The following is a 16114-nucleotide window of genomic DNA, read 5'->3' on the forward strand; positions in this document are numbered from 1 at the left end:
CCCATGCTGATCAGTTCAGCCAGCTGGGGGTGCCGGTAGCCGTAGCGGCCGGCGCCCACAGCGCCGACCCCTGGAGAGCAGCAGTGCTGAAAACCTGCAGGCGCTGGCCGCTTCCGATACCGTAGGAGTAGCCCTGCCAGGCGCTTCGCTGGGCCTGGGCATGCGCTACACCCCTGCCCGCCAGCTGCTGGATGCCGGCGGCTGCCTGGCCATTGCCACCGACTGGAATCCCGGCTCGGCCCCCATGGGCGATCTGCTGATGCAGGCCGCCGTGCTGGGCGCCGCCGAAAAGCTCACCACCGCCGAAACCCTGGCGGCCATTACCTGCAGGGCCGCCCATGCCCTGCGCCTGCAGGACCGGGGCCAGCTGGCGCCCGACATGCTGGCCGATCTGGTGGCTTTTCCGGCAGCCGATTACCGGGAGATCCTCTACCAGCAGGGCAAGCTCAAGCCCGAGCTGGTCTGGAAAGCCGGCACCCGTGTAAAAGCGCCTGAGCGTTAATCTGATTTACCGCAAGCGGGCGGCAGTTATCCTCCCGGCGTATCAATCCATACAATCACCAAACCCAACCCCCACCCCACGGATGTATCAACTGGCAGAAAAAAAGTACTGGGAAGGCCGCACCGACTATACCGATGGTGCCATGGGCCTGCGCTGGCATCAGATCCTGAACCAGCTGGACCTCACCCAGTCGGTGCACAAGAGCGGCGCCGCCAAAAATGTAGCCCTGCTGGGGTTCTGTTCGGATGAAGGGGTGCGGCGCAACAAGGGGCGCCTGGGTGCCCAGCTGGGACCCGATCAGCTGCGCAAATCCATGGCCAGCCTGCCCGTGCACTTCGATCAGGAGAAGCTGGGGCTCTTTGATGCCGGCAACATCATCTGCCCCAACCAGCAACTGGAGCGCAGCCAGCAGCTGCTGGGCCAAAAGGTGGCAAGCCTGCTGTCCATGGGCTTTCTGCCGGTGGTGATGGGCGGTGGGCATGAGGTGGCCTATGGGCATTACCTGGGCCTGCACCAGCACCTACACCACGAGCAGCGCAGCAGCCTGGGCATTCTCAACATCGATGCTCACTTTGATTTGCGCACCTATGAGGTAGAAACCAGCAGCGGCACCCCCTTCCGGCAAATTGCCGACCTGCGCAAGCATCACAGCCTGCCCTTTCACTACCTGTGCATGGGCATACAGCATGCCGGCAACACCCGGGCGCTCTTTGATACCGCCCACCGGCTCAATACCAAATACGTGTTGGCCGAAGACATGCGCGAATCGCAGTGGGAAGATGTGCGCCTGCGCCTGCGCAACTGGATGCACGACAAGGAAGCCATCTACCTCACCATTGACCTGGATGCCATAGCTGCTGCCCACGCCCCCGGCGTAAGCGCCCCTACCCCTTTTGGACTGGACCCCTGGGTTGTGCGCCTCATCCTGCAGGAGGTTGTCCAAAGCGGTAAGCTGCTAAGCCTGGACATTGCCGAACTAAGCCCGGCCCTGGATCAGGATGGGCGTACCGCTAAGCTGGCTGCCCAACTGGTATTTGCCCTGTTGGATAATCTTAACAACCAATTGGTATAAAGAGGACTGGGCTAAATTGAGAAAATACAAAAGAAACTCTTTTGTTACATGGAGTTTCCTGCTTATTAAAAAAAGATTAAATTTGAAGCGTTTTATTGATCTGCATTCAGCATATCAAAAAGAAAAGCCAATACGTTAAGAAGGGAAGCCAATTCGTTAATCAGGAGGCTATGAATTTTATTTTATTAGACAACAGCAACACGCTCTTTAGCAGTTATCTGAAGGGATGGGAAAGGGCCCTAAAAATCTACGAAGAAGAAGCCGACTTTGTAGGCAAAAAATTCAGAAACCGACACAAACGTCATAAAAAAGCCTGAGCATTGCGCTCAGGCTTTCTTGTTTGTAAGGGATAGATCCTACTCCAGCGGCAGGCGCATCCGTACCAGGCTGCACACCCCCTGCGGGCTTACCGTTACCACAAAAAGATTTTCATAATCCTCTTCCGAGATGGGTTTTATCTCCTCCCGCCCCATCAGGGAATTTACCAGTGCTGGGGTTGAATTGGAGTGGCCCACCACCACAAAGGTCTCCTGACCCGGCCGTGCCTTCAGCTGCTGCAACAGGCCTGCCCCCTGCTGGGGCTGGTAGGTCTGCACCGCTAAGCCCTTAAGTTCGGCCAGGGGTTTGGCTGTATGCTGGGTACGCAGGTAGGGGGTGGCATAGAGAGCGGTGATGGGCTGCTCCTTCAGCAGGGCAGCCACAAAGCGGGCTCGTTTCTGCCCCTGCTCGCTCAGGTCCGGATCGGCAGGCGGCTCGGCCAGTTTTTCGGCATGGCGAATAAAGATAAAGGTTTTGGTACCGGGTTCCTGTTGGCTATAGGCAAGGCCGGCCATCAGCAGCAGGCCGCTCAGCAGCCAGAAGCGCAGGTGTTTCATAAAGCAGTATGTTTTGGGTAAGCTAAACAAGAAATTGGTTTTGAAAAATCAGTTTACACTAAGCGGCCAAATTTGGGGAAAAGCGGCAGATTCGGCACTGCTCATAACAAAAAAGCTGCCCAAGGGGGGCAGCTTTTTATATATAAGGGAGGTATCGCTTAGGCAGCAATCAGCTCGGCCAGGATACGGATGGATTCTTTCACATACGGATCGGCCTGCTTCATGGCCTCCTGGGCTTCGGCATCCTCCAGCTCCAGGCTGTTGATCTGCTGCTCCAGGGTATCTTTGTTGCCGCTGCGCTTCTTGCGCAGCTCAATCTCTTCTTTGCGTTTCTCCAGGTTCAGGCTGATGCGGGTTTCGGCCCGGGCAGCCTTAGAGGCATCTATGTTTTCCCGAAGGGCAATAAGGTCGGCATCGGTGGCCAGGCGCTTCTGGTAATTGGAGCGCAGCTGGGCAAGCAGCCGGTCATTCACTGTTTTGGTTTCCTTGTATTTGCTGGATTTGATCTGATCCCAGGGCAGGGCGGCCGGATAGGCGCTTTCACCAAAATCGGCTGCGCTGAATTCGCTGGGCAGTTCAATATCGGGCGTTACCCCCTTGTGCTGTGTGCTGCTGCCGGTTACGCGGTAAAACTTGGCCAGGGTAATTTTCAGCTGGCCCAGCTTGCTGCTGCTGCCGCCGCCATTTCGGCCGGCAATACCAGCGCCGGAGTTGCCTACCAGCCGGTCCAGATCAATCAGGTTCTGCACGGTGCCCTTGCCAAAGGTCTGCTCACCAATGATCACGCCGCGGCGGTAGTCCTGTATGGCGCCGGCAAAGATCTCGGAGGCTGATGCACTAAAGCGGTTGATCACCACCGCCAGCGGGCCACCATAGACGGTAGCCGGGTCGGGATCGTCGCCGGTATTGATGGAGCCATCGGCATTGCGCACCTGCACCACCGGACCGCTGGGAATAAACAGGCCGGTAAGCTCAATGGCTTCGGTAAGCGAGCCGCCTCCGTTAAAGGTAAGATCGATTACCAGGCCCTGCATGCCCTGAGCCTCCAGTTCCTTAATCAGGCGGCGCACATCGCGGGTAGTACTGTTGTAGTTGGGGTTGCCCCGCTGGGCCTGCTCAAAGTCCATGTAGAAGGTAGGAATGGTGATCACCCCTACTTTGTAGGTTTTGCCATCTTTGGTGTAGGGCACCAGTTTGCTTTTGGCCACCTGCTCCTCCAGCTTCACCATATCCCGTACCAGGGTAATTTCTACAGGCAGGGCATTTACCCCATCGGCCGCCCGCAGCAGGCTCAGGCGTACTTTGCTGCCTTTGGAACCGCGGATCAGCTGCACCACTTCATCCAGCCGCCAGCCGATCACATCCACCATCTCGCCTTTTTCGCCCTGGGCTACACCCACAATGCGGTCATCTTTCTGAATAAGCTTGCTTTTAAAGGCCGGGCCGCCGGCAATCACTTCGGCTACTTTGGTGTAGTCGCCATCGGTGGTCAGCGATGCGCCAATGCCCTCCAGCGACTGGCTCATGGAGATCTTGAAATTCTCAGAGGTAACGGGCGAGAAATACGAGGTATGCGGATCGTACGACTCAGTAAAGGCATTCATGTAGACCTGAAACACATCCACGCTTTTCTGCTGGTGGATGTTCTTTTTCATCTGCGCATAGCGCTTGCTCAGGCTGGTATGGATATCGGGCCACTCTTTGTTTGCTATCTTGTAGCTAAGCGCCTGGCTTTTGATGATCTGCCGCCAGATCTCGTTCAGCTCGCCCTTGTTGCTGGCCCAGGGGGCATTTTCTCGGTCGGCCTCGTAGTATTCGTCTACGGTAAAATCAAATTCCACCTTGTTGAGAGAATCAATCACCGCCATGCGCTCATCAAAACGTTGCCGGAAGGTGTTGTAAATATCGAAAGCGGCATCCAGCTTGCCGGCCTCCAGCTCATTATCAAAGCGGTGGCGGTATTGCTGAAACGCATCTACATCTTTCTGCAGAAAATACACTTTATAGGGATCCAGCGCCTGCAGGTAGCTCTTGAGCACTACTTCGGAGAGCGAATCATTGATGGCTACCTTGCGGTAATGAATGCGGTTGAGCGCCTGCGGGATCAGGCGGGCTTCCTTCTCCAGCTCCGGTGTAGGCTTCAGGTAGGTGGTATCCGCTAAAGGCGTGTAGTCGCTATGGCGGGCCTGGCACTGGATGCTCAGGTTGGCGACCAGAAAGAGGAACAAGAACAGTTTCTTCATGTATAGCATGATCTCTGATAATTCGTTTTTTACAAGACTACAACGTAAAACATTCCCATCATTATTCCCAATGGAGGTGTTATCTTAGGGAAAATCTTTGGTGCACGCAAACCGCTTGTGTAAATATGGGCAGAAAGGGGCAGTGCTGTTTCTTTTCTACGTGTAAATGACAAAAAAAGTGCCAGAAAGTGGCTGGTGGCCGCCCGCCTCTTGTAAATTTACTGGTAGATGCAGGCGGGTAGCTGAGGCGCCTCCCCTGCTGTGCCCCCCTAGCACCAAGTAGCATGTTCCGTAGCGTTCTGGTTCTCCTGTTTGCCTGCCTGCCGGTGCTCTGTGCGCAGGCCCAGCACCCGCCCGACTCCCTGCACAGGGGCCGGCTGAATACCTTGTTGCTGGTAAAAGGCGGCGCTTATGGTGGCCTGTTGCTGGGTCTGCATCAGCTCTGGTACAAAGACCAGGGCCGCACGGAGTTTCACTTCTTTAACGATAGCCGGGACTGGCAGCAGATGGATAAGCTGGGCCATGCCTACAGCACGTACCACCTGGGCCGGCTCCATTATGCTTCCTTTCGCTGGGCCGGTATGGCGCCACGCAAAGCAGCGCTCTGGAGTAGCCTGGCCGGCTTTGCCTGGTTGCTGCCTATTGAGTTTCTGGATGGCTATTCAGAAGCCTACGGCGCCTCTTCAGGCGATCTGGTGGCCAATGCCAGCGGTGCCCTGCTCTGGGGCAGCCAGCAGTTACTCTGGGAAAAACAGCTGCTGCGGCCCAAGTTTTCGTTTCATCCCACCCGCTGGGCCCCCAGGCGAACCAGCCTGCTGGGCAGCCGCCTGCACGAGCAGGTGCTGAAGGACTACAACGGGCAAACCTACTGGCTAAGTGCCGACCTGAGCCAGCTGAGTGGCGGCCGAAGCCCCCGCTGGCTCAACCTGGCGCTTGGCTATGGGGCCAGTGGCATGGTGTATGCCAATGCGGCCCAAAACAGCGCGCAGGGCTACCTGGCCTACCGGCAGTGGTTCCTGGCGCCCGATCTAAATTTAAGCCACATCCGCAGCAACAAAAGGGCGGTACGCTGGCTTTTATTTGTGCTGGATGGCATACATTTACCGGCGCCGGCCCTGGAATGGAGCCGCAACCGGCTGCACCTGCATCCGGTCTATTTTTAACCCCTTATACCCAATACCCGCAAGGGATACGTTCATGAATGTAGGCGATAAAGTGCGCATGCTGCGAGGAAAAGAAGAAGGCATCGTTACCCGTATCATTGATCCCAAACTGATCGAGATCGAGATTGAGGATGGCTTTCAGATACCCGTGCTCAAAAGCGAAGTGGTGGTGGTAGCCCGCGAAGAAGCCTCGTTCTTTAAGCGGCCGGAGAGCGAACAAGCTCCAGCGCCCCCTGCTCCCCTGCCGAAAAAGGGGGCAACTGCCCAGGAAGGCTATTTTATTGCTTACAAGCCCCTGAACGACCGCCTGCTGAGCGTTCATCTGGTCAATAATACCCCCGATGTGCTGCTGTTTTCGATTGTGGCTGAGCAGGCCGGCCGCTATGAACCCCTGGCCTCCGGACAGCTGCTTCCCCGCCAGGCCCATAAACTGAGCCAGGCCGATCTGCAGCAGTTTGAGCAGTGGCCGGCCTGGCAGGTACGCCTGCTGCCCCACCCGGCTCAGCCCGGCGAGCGGCTGGCAGCTGTGCTGCAGCAGCGGGTTCACCCCAAGGCCGCCACTTTTTTTCGCAGCCTGCGGCAGGCACCTGTACTGGACGCCAAGGCGTATCTGCTGGCCCTGAGCCCTTCTAGCCTTCTGGCACCGGCCGAGGCGCAAAAGCTGCAGGAGACCCTGCAAAGCGGGCCGGAAACCCGGCAGGCACCTCCTGCCGGCCCCATCCCCAGCCAGGTGGACCTGCATGCCGAAAAACTCGTAGAGAATCCCAAAGACCTCTCCGGCGCCGCCATACTGGAGTTGCAGCTGGCTACCTTTGAGCAGGTGCTGGACCGTGCCCTGGCGGCCGGCCTGGAGGAGATTACCTTTATCCACGGAGTGGGCAACGGCACCCTCCGCAAGGAGCTGCACCGCCGCCTGAGCGCCATGAATACGATAGCCTGGTTTAAAGACGACCACAAAGAAAAGTGGGGCTACGGAGCTACACGCGTACGCTTGAAATAGTGTAAAGATGAAAAATTCTGTACATGCCTAGTTTTAGGGGCGCAATTCACTTTTAGAAGTGCTAAAAGATTGCGTTTATCGAGTTCTGAAATTTAAACCGCATACTATAGCATCATGAAGTTCAACGAATTCATGGAAAATTTCGCCCTGGAGATCGGAGGGCAGTTTTCTGAGTACGACAAAACCAAGTCCGTAATCATTGTACCTCTGGACGGAAACCGCTTCCAGACGGTGCTTGGGGTGATCCGGTTCAACGAGCGCTACAACCGCGAGGGCATTGAATTCTCCTCCAAGGTGTGTGATTATACACCAGATGTAGATCTTGAGGAGCTGTTGCGCCAAAATACCGAATTTACGCATGCTAAGTTTGCCCTCTTTGATGCTGCCCTTAAGGTAGAAGCCTCTGCCTATCTGGACAATGCCACCGAGAGCCTGCTCAAGGAGATCATCCTGGAAGTAGCCACTGCCGCTGATGAGTGGGAGTACCGCCTGACCGGCATGGACGTTCATTAATCTTGTAGCATCACTTGCAGAATCCAATAATTTGGTAAACTTTTACCTGCAAAAGCATTGTTGATAAACGGTAAACGCAAGCCGCCTTATCGTTCCGTCGCCTAGACGGGAAGGAAAGTCCGGGCAACGCAGAGCATCCTGCTTCCTAACGGGAAGGGTTCCGGCACCTGCCGGAATACAGCCAGTGCCACAGAAAACAAACCGCCACGGCGCAAGCCGGGGTAAGGGTGAAAAGGTGCGGTAAGAGCGCACCGGCCCGCTGGTGACAGGGGGCGCATGGTAAACCTCAGGAGTTGAAAGACCAAATAGGTCCCTCTTCCCCCTTTTGGGGGGCCAGAGTTGCTCGCTCAAATTCCGGCCACTGGCCGGCAAGAGAGGGATGGGTAGGTCGATAGAGCCCGGTGGTGACACCGGGCCCAGATAAATGATAGGGACCCAAAATTCATTTTGGGATACAGAACCCGGCTTACAGGCTTGCGTTTACTTTTTTTACCTTTATGTATGGCAAAGATCTTAGTCATTGACGACGAAAAGAGCATTCGCAACACCCTGCGGGAAATCCTTGAATTTGAAAACTACCAGGTAGCCGAAGCCTCCGATGGCGAGGAAGGGCTGGCCAAGGTGCTCAGCGAACATTTTGATGTGGTGCTCTGCGACATTAAAATGCCCAAGCTGGATGGCCTGGAAGTGCTGGAGCGCGCCATGGAAGCCGGCGTGGAATCGCAGTTTATCATGATCTCGGCCCACGGCACCATTGAAACAGCCGTAGATGCCACCAAAAAAGGCGCCTTCGATTTTATTGTAAAACCCCCTGACCTTAACCGACTGCTGCTGGCCCTGCGCAATGCACTGGACAAAGGCAAGCTGGTACACGAAACTAAAACCCTGCGCAAAAAAGTAGCCCATAAATGGAACATGGTGGGCGAGTCTGCCGCCATGCTGCAGGTAAAGGAAACCATTGAGAAGGTAGCCCCCACCGATGCGCGGGTACTGATCATTGGCTCTAACGGTACGGGCAAGGAACTGGTAGCCCGCTCACTACATGAGAAAAGCAACCGCAGCAAGGGGCCTATGGTAGAGGTTAACTGTGCGGCCATTCCCTCTGAGCTGATCGAAAGCGAACTGTTCGGGCATGAAAAAGGGGCCTTTACCTCAGCAGTAAAGCAGCGCATCGGCAAGTTTGAGCAGGCCAATGGGGGCACGCTCTTTCTGGATGAAATTGGGGATATGAGCCTGTCTGCCCAGGCCAAGGTACTGCGGGCGCTACAGGAGAACCGCATTACGCGCGTGGGCGGCGATAAGGATATTCAGGTAGATGTGCGCATCCTGGCGGCAACCAACAAAGACCTGCGGCAGATGATCGCCGAAAACAAATTTCGGGAAGACCTTTACCACCGCCTGGGGGTAATTGTAGTGCGCGTGCCTCCTCTAAAGGAGCGTAAAGAAGATATTCCGATGCTGGTAGACCGCTTTCTGGAAGATGTAGCGCAGGAATATGGTACAGCCAAAAAACAAATAACGCCAGCTGCAATCACTAAACTGCAGGAAGGCGACTGGACCGGAAACATCCGGGAACTCAGAAATGTAGTAGAACGGCTTGTGATTATGAGCGGTGAGGCAATCACCGAAGAAGATGTGGTTAAATATACGGAAATCAGCCTCTAGGGGCTGATTTCCATTTATATCTATACGCGTACGTCCTGCGCGGCCTGAACTTCCTGTTTTTGAACATCATTTTTGGTGTAGGTAGGACAGGTCCGCTGCGTGCAGGCACCCATGCCAAGTACCACCAGGGCAAACAGTAATACTCTCAGTTTCATGATTTCCTTGTTGTTGGTATAACACTTATTCTAAACAAAAATAGAAGGGTTAGGCCCTTCATACAAGAATACGTAATTTATTTCGCATTGTTAAACGTTTTGCGCGTAAAGCCGGCATTTTTTGAACTGTAACCGGTTTTAATTGTACAGTATAGGGCTATTGCCCCTCCCTGATCATCAAAGCAAACTCTGTTTTACAGCCTAGGGTTCATTTAGGCGCATAATCTCCCCTTAGGGGCTTTATTGCCCCATTTAGAAGCCCCGCAGTACTTGTCCGCAGGCTGAAATCCCCTGCCTTTAGCCCAAAACTCATTAAAAACCTTTCCTGAACCTAACATGGGTTGGAACCGCCGGGGGCAGTGCAAGAAAATGGGCTACTTCTATCATTCAAGGCCAGGGCCAGCCTCCTAAAGGGGCAAAATCTCTGCCAGGAACCCCTTTCGGGCATAGTACACAGCTGCCAATAGCATCTTCTGAAAACCCTCTTCTTTTCGGAATGCCCCCGTTCCTCCCCTGCTACTTGTATGCAGGCCGGTATCCCCTGCAAATAGCCGGAGCACCTACCCCCTGCCGGCTCCCCCTCTGGGTTGTCATTAAGGCCGGTACTGAAAAAACAAGCTTGCTGCTACAACCGCAACCCCTGTTTTAGGGTTATACAGGCAGACAGCGCTGAGACAAGCCAGAGTAGGCCTGTAGGGTTGAGCTCCCGGCTATCGGGTGAGTTCTGGCAGCAGCCCCAGGGGCAGGTAGCACACTTTTTTTGCTTTCTTTTCGTTAACTTAACAACGAACATCACAGATATGAAATACAGCCCTTTTTTGCTCAGCCTGTTGCTGATGGCGTCTGCCTGTTATAGTGAGCCGGAATTTCCGGTAGAGCCCGAGATCAGCTTTGAGAATGTTCGCTTTATTGATATGCCTTCCGGCCAGCCGGATACGCTGCTGGTGACGGTTTCCTTTCAGGATGGCAATGGCGATCTGGGCCTACGGGGTACAGAAGATACTCCTCCCTATCATCTGTATGATTATGTATTCAAACCGGATGGCACTTACCTGAAGATAGGGGAATTTGATACGCTGCCTGCGTATACCTGCAATAAGTACCGTATAGGCACCATTACGGGCGGGGTTTTTCTGCTGGATCAGCTCAACGGCCGGGACACGGTCTATGTGAAGCCCAACCGCTTCTACTACAATTATTTTGCAGATCTGTACAGAATCCGGAATGGGCAGGAAATACTTGTAGACTATGCAGCAGAGTCAGGCTCCAGCTGCGGCGAATCGCTCAATGGGCGCCTTCCCATCAGCATGTTTTCCAGCAATGGATCGGCCATCAGCGGCACCATTACCCGCAGCTTCGGCAGCCGGGGCTGGCTGGTCTCCTTTGCCAACGACAGCCTCAAGATCAAGGTACGCATAGCCGATCGGGATCTCAACCTGAGCAATGTGGCCGAATCGCCTGTTTTCACCCTTAGGGGCGTACAGGTACAACGCTAAGCACTTTCTGAATTACCCCAGAAACTAAAAGCTTCCCCATGAAGAGGAAGCTTTTCTTTTTGCTTTATCCCGAAAGGATTTCGTTGGCTTAGTACAAAGCCGGGAAGCGCTGTGGCTCGGCCTCGGCCATCAGGCCATAGACCCGCTCCACCACTGTTTCGGTGCTGGGCTTGGAGAAGTAGTCTCCATCCGACGAATAGGCCGGACGGTGGGCCTTGGCTGCAATGGTAAGGGGCTGGCTGTCCAGGTAAAAATACCCTCCCTGCTCTTCCAGCACCTGCTGCATCATATAAGCCGAAGCGCCTCCGGGCACATCTTCATCGGCAAACACCACGCGGTTGGTTTTTTTCAAGGATTCTACGATGCTGTGGTGCACATCAAAAGGCAGCAGCGACTGCACATCGATTACCTCGCAGCTAATGCCCATTTCGTCCAGATGCTGCGCCGCTTCCAGCACAATGCGGCACATGGCGCCATAGGTAATAATCGTTACGTCCTGGCCCTCGCGCAGGATCTCGGGTACACCCAGTGGCAGGGTAAACTCGGCCAGGTTGCGTGGTATACGTTCCTTCAGACGGTAGCCGTTCAGCACTTCGATGATCAGGCCGGGCTCATCAGAGGCCAGCAGGGTATTGTAAAAGCCGGCCGCCTGGGTCATGTTACGGGGCACCAGCACGTGCATGCCCCGCAGGGAGTGCAGGATCATGCCAATGGGCGATCCGCTGTGCCATACCCCTTCCAGCCTGTGGCCGCGGGTACGCACGATCAGGGGCGCCTTTTGCCCCCCTTTGGTGCGGTACTGCAGCGAGGCCAGGTCGTCTGACAGGATCTGGATGGCGTACAGCAGGTAATCGAGGTACTGGATCTCGGCAATGGGCCGCAGGCCGCGCAGTGCCGCGCCAATGCCCTGGCCGATGATGGTACACTCCCGAATGCCGGTATCGGTCACCCGCAGTTCGCCCCACTTGGCCTGCAGACCGGCAAAGGCCTGGTTTACATCGCCTATCCGGCCCACATCTTCCCCAAAGGCAAATACCCGCGGATCGCGCTCCAGCATGGCATCAAAACAGGCCTGCAGTACCTCGCGCCCGTCTACCAGGGGGTCTTCTTCCCGAATATCGGCTTTCACCTCCTGCACCTGCAGGGCCGCTTTGGGTGACTCGCTGTAGAGGTGAGAGGAGAAGCGTTCCTCATTCTCGGCCAGTACCTTCTTTAACCAGTCCGCAAGGCCCTGTTTGGCATCGCTGCTTTCGGCCCGCAGCAGCCAGAGGGCACGCTTTACGGTACGGATGGCATCCATGCGGATAGGGTTCAGCACTTTTTTCAACTCATCCAGCAGGGGGGCAATAGCCTCATGGCGGGCGGCAGCCTCCTCCAGCAGGGCTTCGGCCTGCTGATGGTCTCTTTTTACAGAGGCGCGGAAGGCTTCCCAGGCTTCTTTCTTAGCCTCGCGGGCATCGGCGGCGGCTTCATTTTCAATGGCCTCCAGCTCGCTTTCGCTGGCCAGTTCATGCTGCAGCAGCCACTCCCGCATTTTGCGCAGGCAGTCATGCTCAGCTTCCCACTCCAGGCGCTCGGCGCTCTTGTAGCGCTCATGCGAGCCGCTGGTGGAGTGGCCCTGTGGCTGGGTAAGTTCTTCTACATGCACCAGTACGGGTACATGCTCGTTGCGGCAAATGGCGGCGGCGCGCTGGTAGGCCTCAACCAGGGCGGGATAATCCCAGCCTTTAACGCGGATGATCTCAACCCCTGCTTTTTCGTCCGTTCGCTGAAAGCCCGCCAACACTTCAGAAATGCTGCCTTTGGTGGTGTGGTACTCCTGGGGCACCGAGATGCCATAGCCATCGTCCCAAACGCTGATGAGCATGGGCACCTGCAGCACACCGGCTGCATTGATGGTTTCATAGAACATGCCCTCTGAAGTAGAGGCATTGCCGATGGTGCCAAAGGCTACCTCATTGCCCTGCACAGAAAATTTGCTGAGACCATGCAGCTGCGGATTCTGGCGAAAAAGCTTGGAGGCATAGGCCATGCCCAGCAGACGGGGCATCTGGGCGGCGGTGGGTGATATATCGGAGCTGCTGTTTTTGCTTGCGGTCAGGTCTTTCCACTCTCCCTGCTCATCCAGCATGCGGGTGGCAAAGTGCCCGTTCATAAGGCGCCCGCCAGAGGCCGGATCGGCCTCAACATCGGTATGGGCATAGAGCTGGGCAAAGTACTGCTGCATGTTCAGCTCACCAATGGCAAACATAAAGGTTTGGTCCCGGTAGTAGCCCGAGCGGAAATCGCCAGGCTGAAAGGCCCGGGCCATGGCCAGCTGGGCCACCTCTTTGCCATCGCCAAAGATGCCAAACTTGGCTTTGCCCATAAACACTTCCTTACGCCCCAGAAGGCTGGCATGCCGGCTGGCCCAGCCCAGGCGATAATCCTGCAGAATTTCGTCGGGATTCAGGGCGATACCTTCGGTTTCCAGAGCAGCAGTGCGAGTACCCAATGATTCCATATTCAGAATTTAAATAATCAGACCTAGTAAAAACAGAAATAATCTTCTGAGGGAGCAAGCAACTTATCAATTCCAGGAAACATTGTTAGGAAAAAGACTTTGCAGGCCCTTAACAAATATAGGCATTCTGGGCACCATTCAAAAAACCGCCCCCGCCATGAGATCCAAATGAATCTGCAAGTATTTTGCCGTTTAAGTAGGAATAATTTGGGAAAAACCCTTTTTGCCAAACGGAATCTGAGTAAAGCCGGATTTTTAGGAATTAATCTTCTGAATGCCTTTTTTTATGCGTGCTGTTGCCTACTTCAAACGTTTGCAGGCGCTAAAAAGTTAGGTGCGTTTTTTTGTGTTTTCTGCAGCAGGCCGGCCACCAAAAAGCCGCCCATTGCTACCGTAAATTAGGAGACATCTGCTATATTTGTGCCATTCTTTTTAAATGCAAAAGCAATGGTAATTGGAGTTCCCAAGGAGATCAAGAATAATGAAAACCGCGTGGCGCTAACCCCCGCCGGTGTTCAGGAGCTGGTTAAATTCAACCATACCCTTTACGTACAGAGCACCGCCGGTATTGGCAGTGGTTTTTCGGACGATGAGTACCGGGCTGCCGGCGCTGAGATTCTGCCGACCATAGAGGATGTATACGGCATTGCCGATATGATCATGAAGGTAAAGGAGCCAATCGCACCCGAGTACGGGCTTATCCGCGAAAATCAGCTGCTCTTTACCTATTTCCACTTCGCATCTTCGCGGGAACTTACCGAGGCCATGATTGAGCGCCGGGCGGTGTGCCTGGCCTATGAGACCGTAGAGAAGGCCGATCGCAGCCTGCCGTTGCTGATCCCCATGTCGGAGGTTGCCGGCCGCATGGCCATACAGGAAGGCGCCAAATACCTGGAGAAACCCCTGAAAGGCCGGGGCATTCTGCTGGGTGGCGTACCGGGTGTACCCCCTGCCAAGGTGCTGATTCTGGGCGGTGGTGTGGTAGGAACACAGGCCGCTAAAATGGCTGCCGGCCTTGGTGCTCAGGTGACCATTCTGGATGTAAGCCTGCCCCGTCTGCGCTACCTTTCCGACATCATGCCTGCCAATGTGATCACCCGCATGTCAAACGACTACACCATCCGGGAGCTGGTAAAAGACCACGACCTGATTGTGGGTGCAGTGCTGATCCCTGGTGCCAAGGCACCTAACCTGATCACCCGCGACATGCTCAAGACCATGCGCCCCGGCACCGTGCTGGTAGACGTGGCCGTAGACCAGGGTGGCTGTATTGAAACCTGCAAGCCCACTACCCACGAGAACCCCACCTACATCATTGACGATGTGGTGCATTACTGCGTTGCCAACATGCCTGGCGCCGTTCCCTATACCTCTACCCAGGCCCTAACCAATGCAACCCTGCCTTATGCCCTACAGCTGGCCAACAAAGGATGGCAGCAGGCCTGTCAGGACAGTGCCGAGCTTCGCCTTGGCCTGAACGTTGTACAGGGTGAGGTGGTATACCAGGGTGTATCGGACGCCTTCAACCTGCCCTACACCCCGCTGGAACGCGTAATGTCAGGCGCCTACAGCAGCTAGTATTTCCCGTTCCGGAATGATCGATACCTAAAAAAAGCTGCCCCAACAGGCAGCTTTTTTACTCCCCCCACGGGGGGTATTTCGGGCAGAAAGTGCCATCTTTCATGCTCCTGTTCAAAGCGGCAGCAAAAGTGCTGCAGACCGTTTGAAATAAGCAAGAGTGGCGCCTTTATGATGTGGTTATAGGCCGATACCTGCCGGAACACCGCCTCGGTAAGGGCTACCTCCGGTGCCTTGCACTCGGCCAGCAGATAGGGCGCTCCCTGCGCATCGCGCACCAGCAGATCGGAGCGGCGCTGCATGCCGTTGTAGCGCAGGCCGGTCTCGGTGGTGATCAGCCCGCGGGGATAGCCCAGCTGCCCCATCAGGTAGTGGAGCAGGTGCTGGCGCACCCACTCCTCTGGGGTGAGCAGTAGCCATTTGCGCCGTACCGGATCAAATATATAAAACCGTTCGCCCTGTTTCCTGAGTTTATAGTCATAGGCAGGCAGGTTTAACTTTTTCATGGAAGCAAAATAACAGTATGAAAAGCAAAAAGGAAATTGTAGAAAACTGGTTACCCCGCTATACGGGGGTTCCGCTGGAAAAATTTGGACAATATATTCTGCTTACCAATTTTGCCAATTATGTAGAAATGTTCGCCGAGCGCTTTGAGGTGCCTGTGATGGGCAAAAGCAAGCCCATGCAAAGCGCCACGGCCGAAAATATTACCATTATCAACTTTGGCATGGGCAGCCCCATGGCCGCCACCGTTATGGACCTGCTGGGCGCCATCCGGCCCCATGCGGCCCTGTTTCTGGGCAAGTGCGGCGGCCTTAAGAAAAAGACCAAGCTGGGCGATCTGATACTGCCCATCGCCGCCATCAGGGGTGATGGTACCAGCAATGACTACATGCCGCCCGAAATTCCGGCCCTCCCCTCCTTCCGCCTGCAGCGTGCCGTATCGTCCATGATCAAAAAGCATGAAATGGACTACTGGACCGGAACCGTTTACACCACCAACCGCCGGGTGTGGGAGCATGATGAGGAGTTCAAGAACTACCTGCACCGCATCCGCGCCATGGGCGTAGATATGGAAACCGCTACCCTCTTTATCACCGGCTTTGTTAACGAGATTCCCCACGGCGCCCTGCTGCTGGTATCTGACAACCCCATGGTGCCCGAAGGGGTGAAGACCGCCGAAAGTGACCTGAAGGTTACCCAGCAGTTTGTAAACAAGCACCTGGCCATTGGCATTGATGCCCTGATGGAACTGCGCGACTCCGGCGAGTCGGTAAAGCACCTGCGCTACGATTAGAGGGGCCGTCCCCATACCGGTCGATTACTGCTCCAGGGCATTCAAACCTGGC

15 protein-coding genes and 1 other RNA gene are annotated in these 16114 nt (G+C 55.2%); 11 read left to right on the forward strand and 5 right to left on the reverse strand.

Annotated elements, in window-relative coordinates:
• The first annotated feature begins 160 nt into the window (after positions 1-160).
• The 3 genes from ADICEAN_RS15785 (at position 161) to ADICEAN_RS22740 (ending at position 1891) form a co-directional block, all read left to right on the forward strand.
• Positions 161-502: an amidohydrolase family protein gene (locus tag ADICEAN_RS15785; protein ID WP_009196638.1), complete on the forward strand. Its 342-nt coding sequence runs from the start codon at positions 161-163 to the stop codon at positions 500-502.
• 82 nt (positions 503-584) lie between these two features.
• A complete protein-coding gene (gene hutG / locus ADICEAN_RS15790) occupies positions 585-1574 on the forward strand; it encodes a formimidoylglutamase (protein WP_009196639.1) in 990 nt (329 codons plus the stop codon).
• A 170-nt stretch (positions 1575-1744) separates the two neighbouring features.
• Positions 1745-1891 carry a hypothetical protein gene (locus ADICEAN_RS22740; RefSeq protein ID WP_161622721.1) on the forward strand — a complete coding sequence of 49 codons (147 nt, stop codon included), beginning with the start codon at positions 1745-1747 and terminating at the stop codon, positions 1889-1891.
• A gap of 39 nt (positions 1892-1930) precedes the next feature.
• Here the strand turns inward: ADICEAN_RS22740 and ADICEAN_RS15800 are convergent, their stop codons facing one another.
• Together ADICEAN_RS15800 and ADICEAN_RS15805 are read right to left on the reverse strand one after the other, a co-directional pair.
• Positions 1931-2449 (reverse strand): SixA phosphatase family protein, encoded by a 519-nt coding sequence (locus ADICEAN_RS15800; protein ID WP_009196641.1) that lies wholly within the window; start codon positions 2447-2449, stop codon positions 1931-1933.
• A gap of 158 nt (positions 2450-2607) precedes the next feature.
• Entirely contained in the window at positions 2608-4692 is a 2085-nt protein-coding gene (locus tag ADICEAN_RS15805) for a carboxy terminal-processing peptidase (RefSeq protein ID WP_040397575.1), read from the reverse strand.
• A 284-nt stretch (positions 4693-4976) separates the two neighbouring features.
• Here ADICEAN_RS15805 and ADICEAN_RS15810 point away from each other — a divergent pair, with 284 nt between their 5' ends.
• The 5 genes from ADICEAN_RS15810 to ADICEAN_RS15825 all read left to right on the forward strand — a co-directional run bounded on the left by ADICEAN_RS15810 (position 4977) and on the right by ADICEAN_RS15825 (position 9033).
• Positions 4977-5855 (forward strand): DUF2279 domain-containing protein, encoded by an 879-nt coding sequence (locus ADICEAN_RS15810; protein WP_009196643.1) that lies wholly within the window; start codon positions 4977-4979, stop codon positions 5853-5855.
• Between the two features lie 34 nt (positions 5856-5889).
• On the forward strand, positions 5890-6855 hold the full coding sequence (locus tag ADICEAN_RS15815) for a Smr/MutS family protein (RefSeq protein ID WP_009196644.1): 966 nt from the start codon (positions 5890-5892) through the stop codon (positions 6853-6855).
• 114 nt (positions 6856-6969) lie between these two features.
• Positions 6970-7368 carry a type III secretion system chaperone family protein gene (locus ADICEAN_RS15820; protein WP_009196645.1) on the forward strand — a complete coding sequence of 133 codons (399 nt, stop codon included), beginning with the start codon at positions 6970-6972 and terminating at the stop codon, positions 7366-7368.
• Between the two features lie 73 nt (positions 7369-7441).
• An RNA gene (gene rnpB / locus ADICEAN_RS21455) (RNase P RNA component class A) lies at positions 7442-7853 on the forward strand.
• A 16-nt stretch (positions 7854-7869) separates the two neighbouring features.
• Complete coding sequence (locus ADICEAN_RS15825; protein WP_009196646.1) at positions 7870-9033, forward strand: sigma-54-dependent transcriptional regulator; 1164 nt, start codon at positions 7870-7872, stop codon at positions 9031-9033.
• Between the two features lie 20 nt (positions 9034-9053).
• Here the strand turns inward: ADICEAN_RS15825 and ADICEAN_RS23600 are convergent, their stop codons facing one another.
• Positions 9054-9188, reverse strand: a complete 135-nt coding sequence (locus tag ADICEAN_RS23600) for a hypothetical protein (RefSeq protein WP_009196647.1) — start codon at positions 9186-9188, stop codon at positions 9054-9056.
• 800 nt (positions 9189-9988) lie between these two features.
• Between ADICEAN_RS23600 and ADICEAN_RS15830 the strand changes: the two genes are divergently transcribed.
• A complete protein-coding gene (locus tag ADICEAN_RS15830; protein WP_009196648.1) occupies positions 9989-10684 on the forward strand; it encodes a hypothetical protein in 696 nt (231 codons plus the stop codon).
• An 88-nt stretch (positions 10685-10772) separates the two neighbouring features.
• Here ADICEAN_RS15830 and ADICEAN_RS15835 read toward each other — a convergent pair whose 3' ends face one another.
• Positions 10773-13187 carry an alpha-ketoacid dehydrogenase subunit alpha/beta gene (locus ADICEAN_RS15835; protein ID WP_009196649.1) on the reverse strand — a complete coding sequence of 805 codons (2415 nt, stop codon included), beginning with the start codon at positions 13185-13187 and terminating at the stop codon, positions 10773-10775.
• Positions 13188-13634: 447 nt separating this feature from the next.
• Between ADICEAN_RS15835 and ald the strand changes: the two genes are divergently transcribed.
• Entirely contained in the window at positions 13635-14765 is a 1131-nt protein-coding gene (ald, locus tag ADICEAN_RS15840; protein ID WP_009196650.1) for an alanine dehydrogenase, read from the forward strand.
• Here ald and ADICEAN_RS15845 read toward each other — a convergent pair.
• A complete protein-coding gene (locus ADICEAN_RS15845) occupies positions 14762-15271 on the reverse strand; it encodes a type I restriction enzyme HsdR N-terminal domain-containing protein (RefSeq protein ID WP_009196651.1) in 510 nt (169 codons plus the stop codon). The genes ald and ADICEAN_RS15845 overlap by 4 nt on opposite strands.
• Positions 15272-15288: 17 nt before the next feature.
• Here ADICEAN_RS15845 and ADICEAN_RS15850 point away from each other — a divergent pair, with 17 nt between their 5' ends.
• Positions 15289-16062, forward strand: coding sequence for an AMP nucleosidase (locus ADICEAN_RS15850; RefSeq protein ID WP_009196652.1), 774 nt, complete (start codon positions 15289-15291; stop codon positions 16060-16062).
• Positions 16063-16114: the final 52 nt, after the last annotated feature.

Source organism: Cesiribacter andamanensis AMV16 (assembly GCF_000348925.1).
GTDB classification, from domain to species: Bacteria; Bacteroidota; Bacteroidia; order Cytophagales; family Cyclobacteriaceae; genus Cesiribacter; species Cesiribacter andamanensis.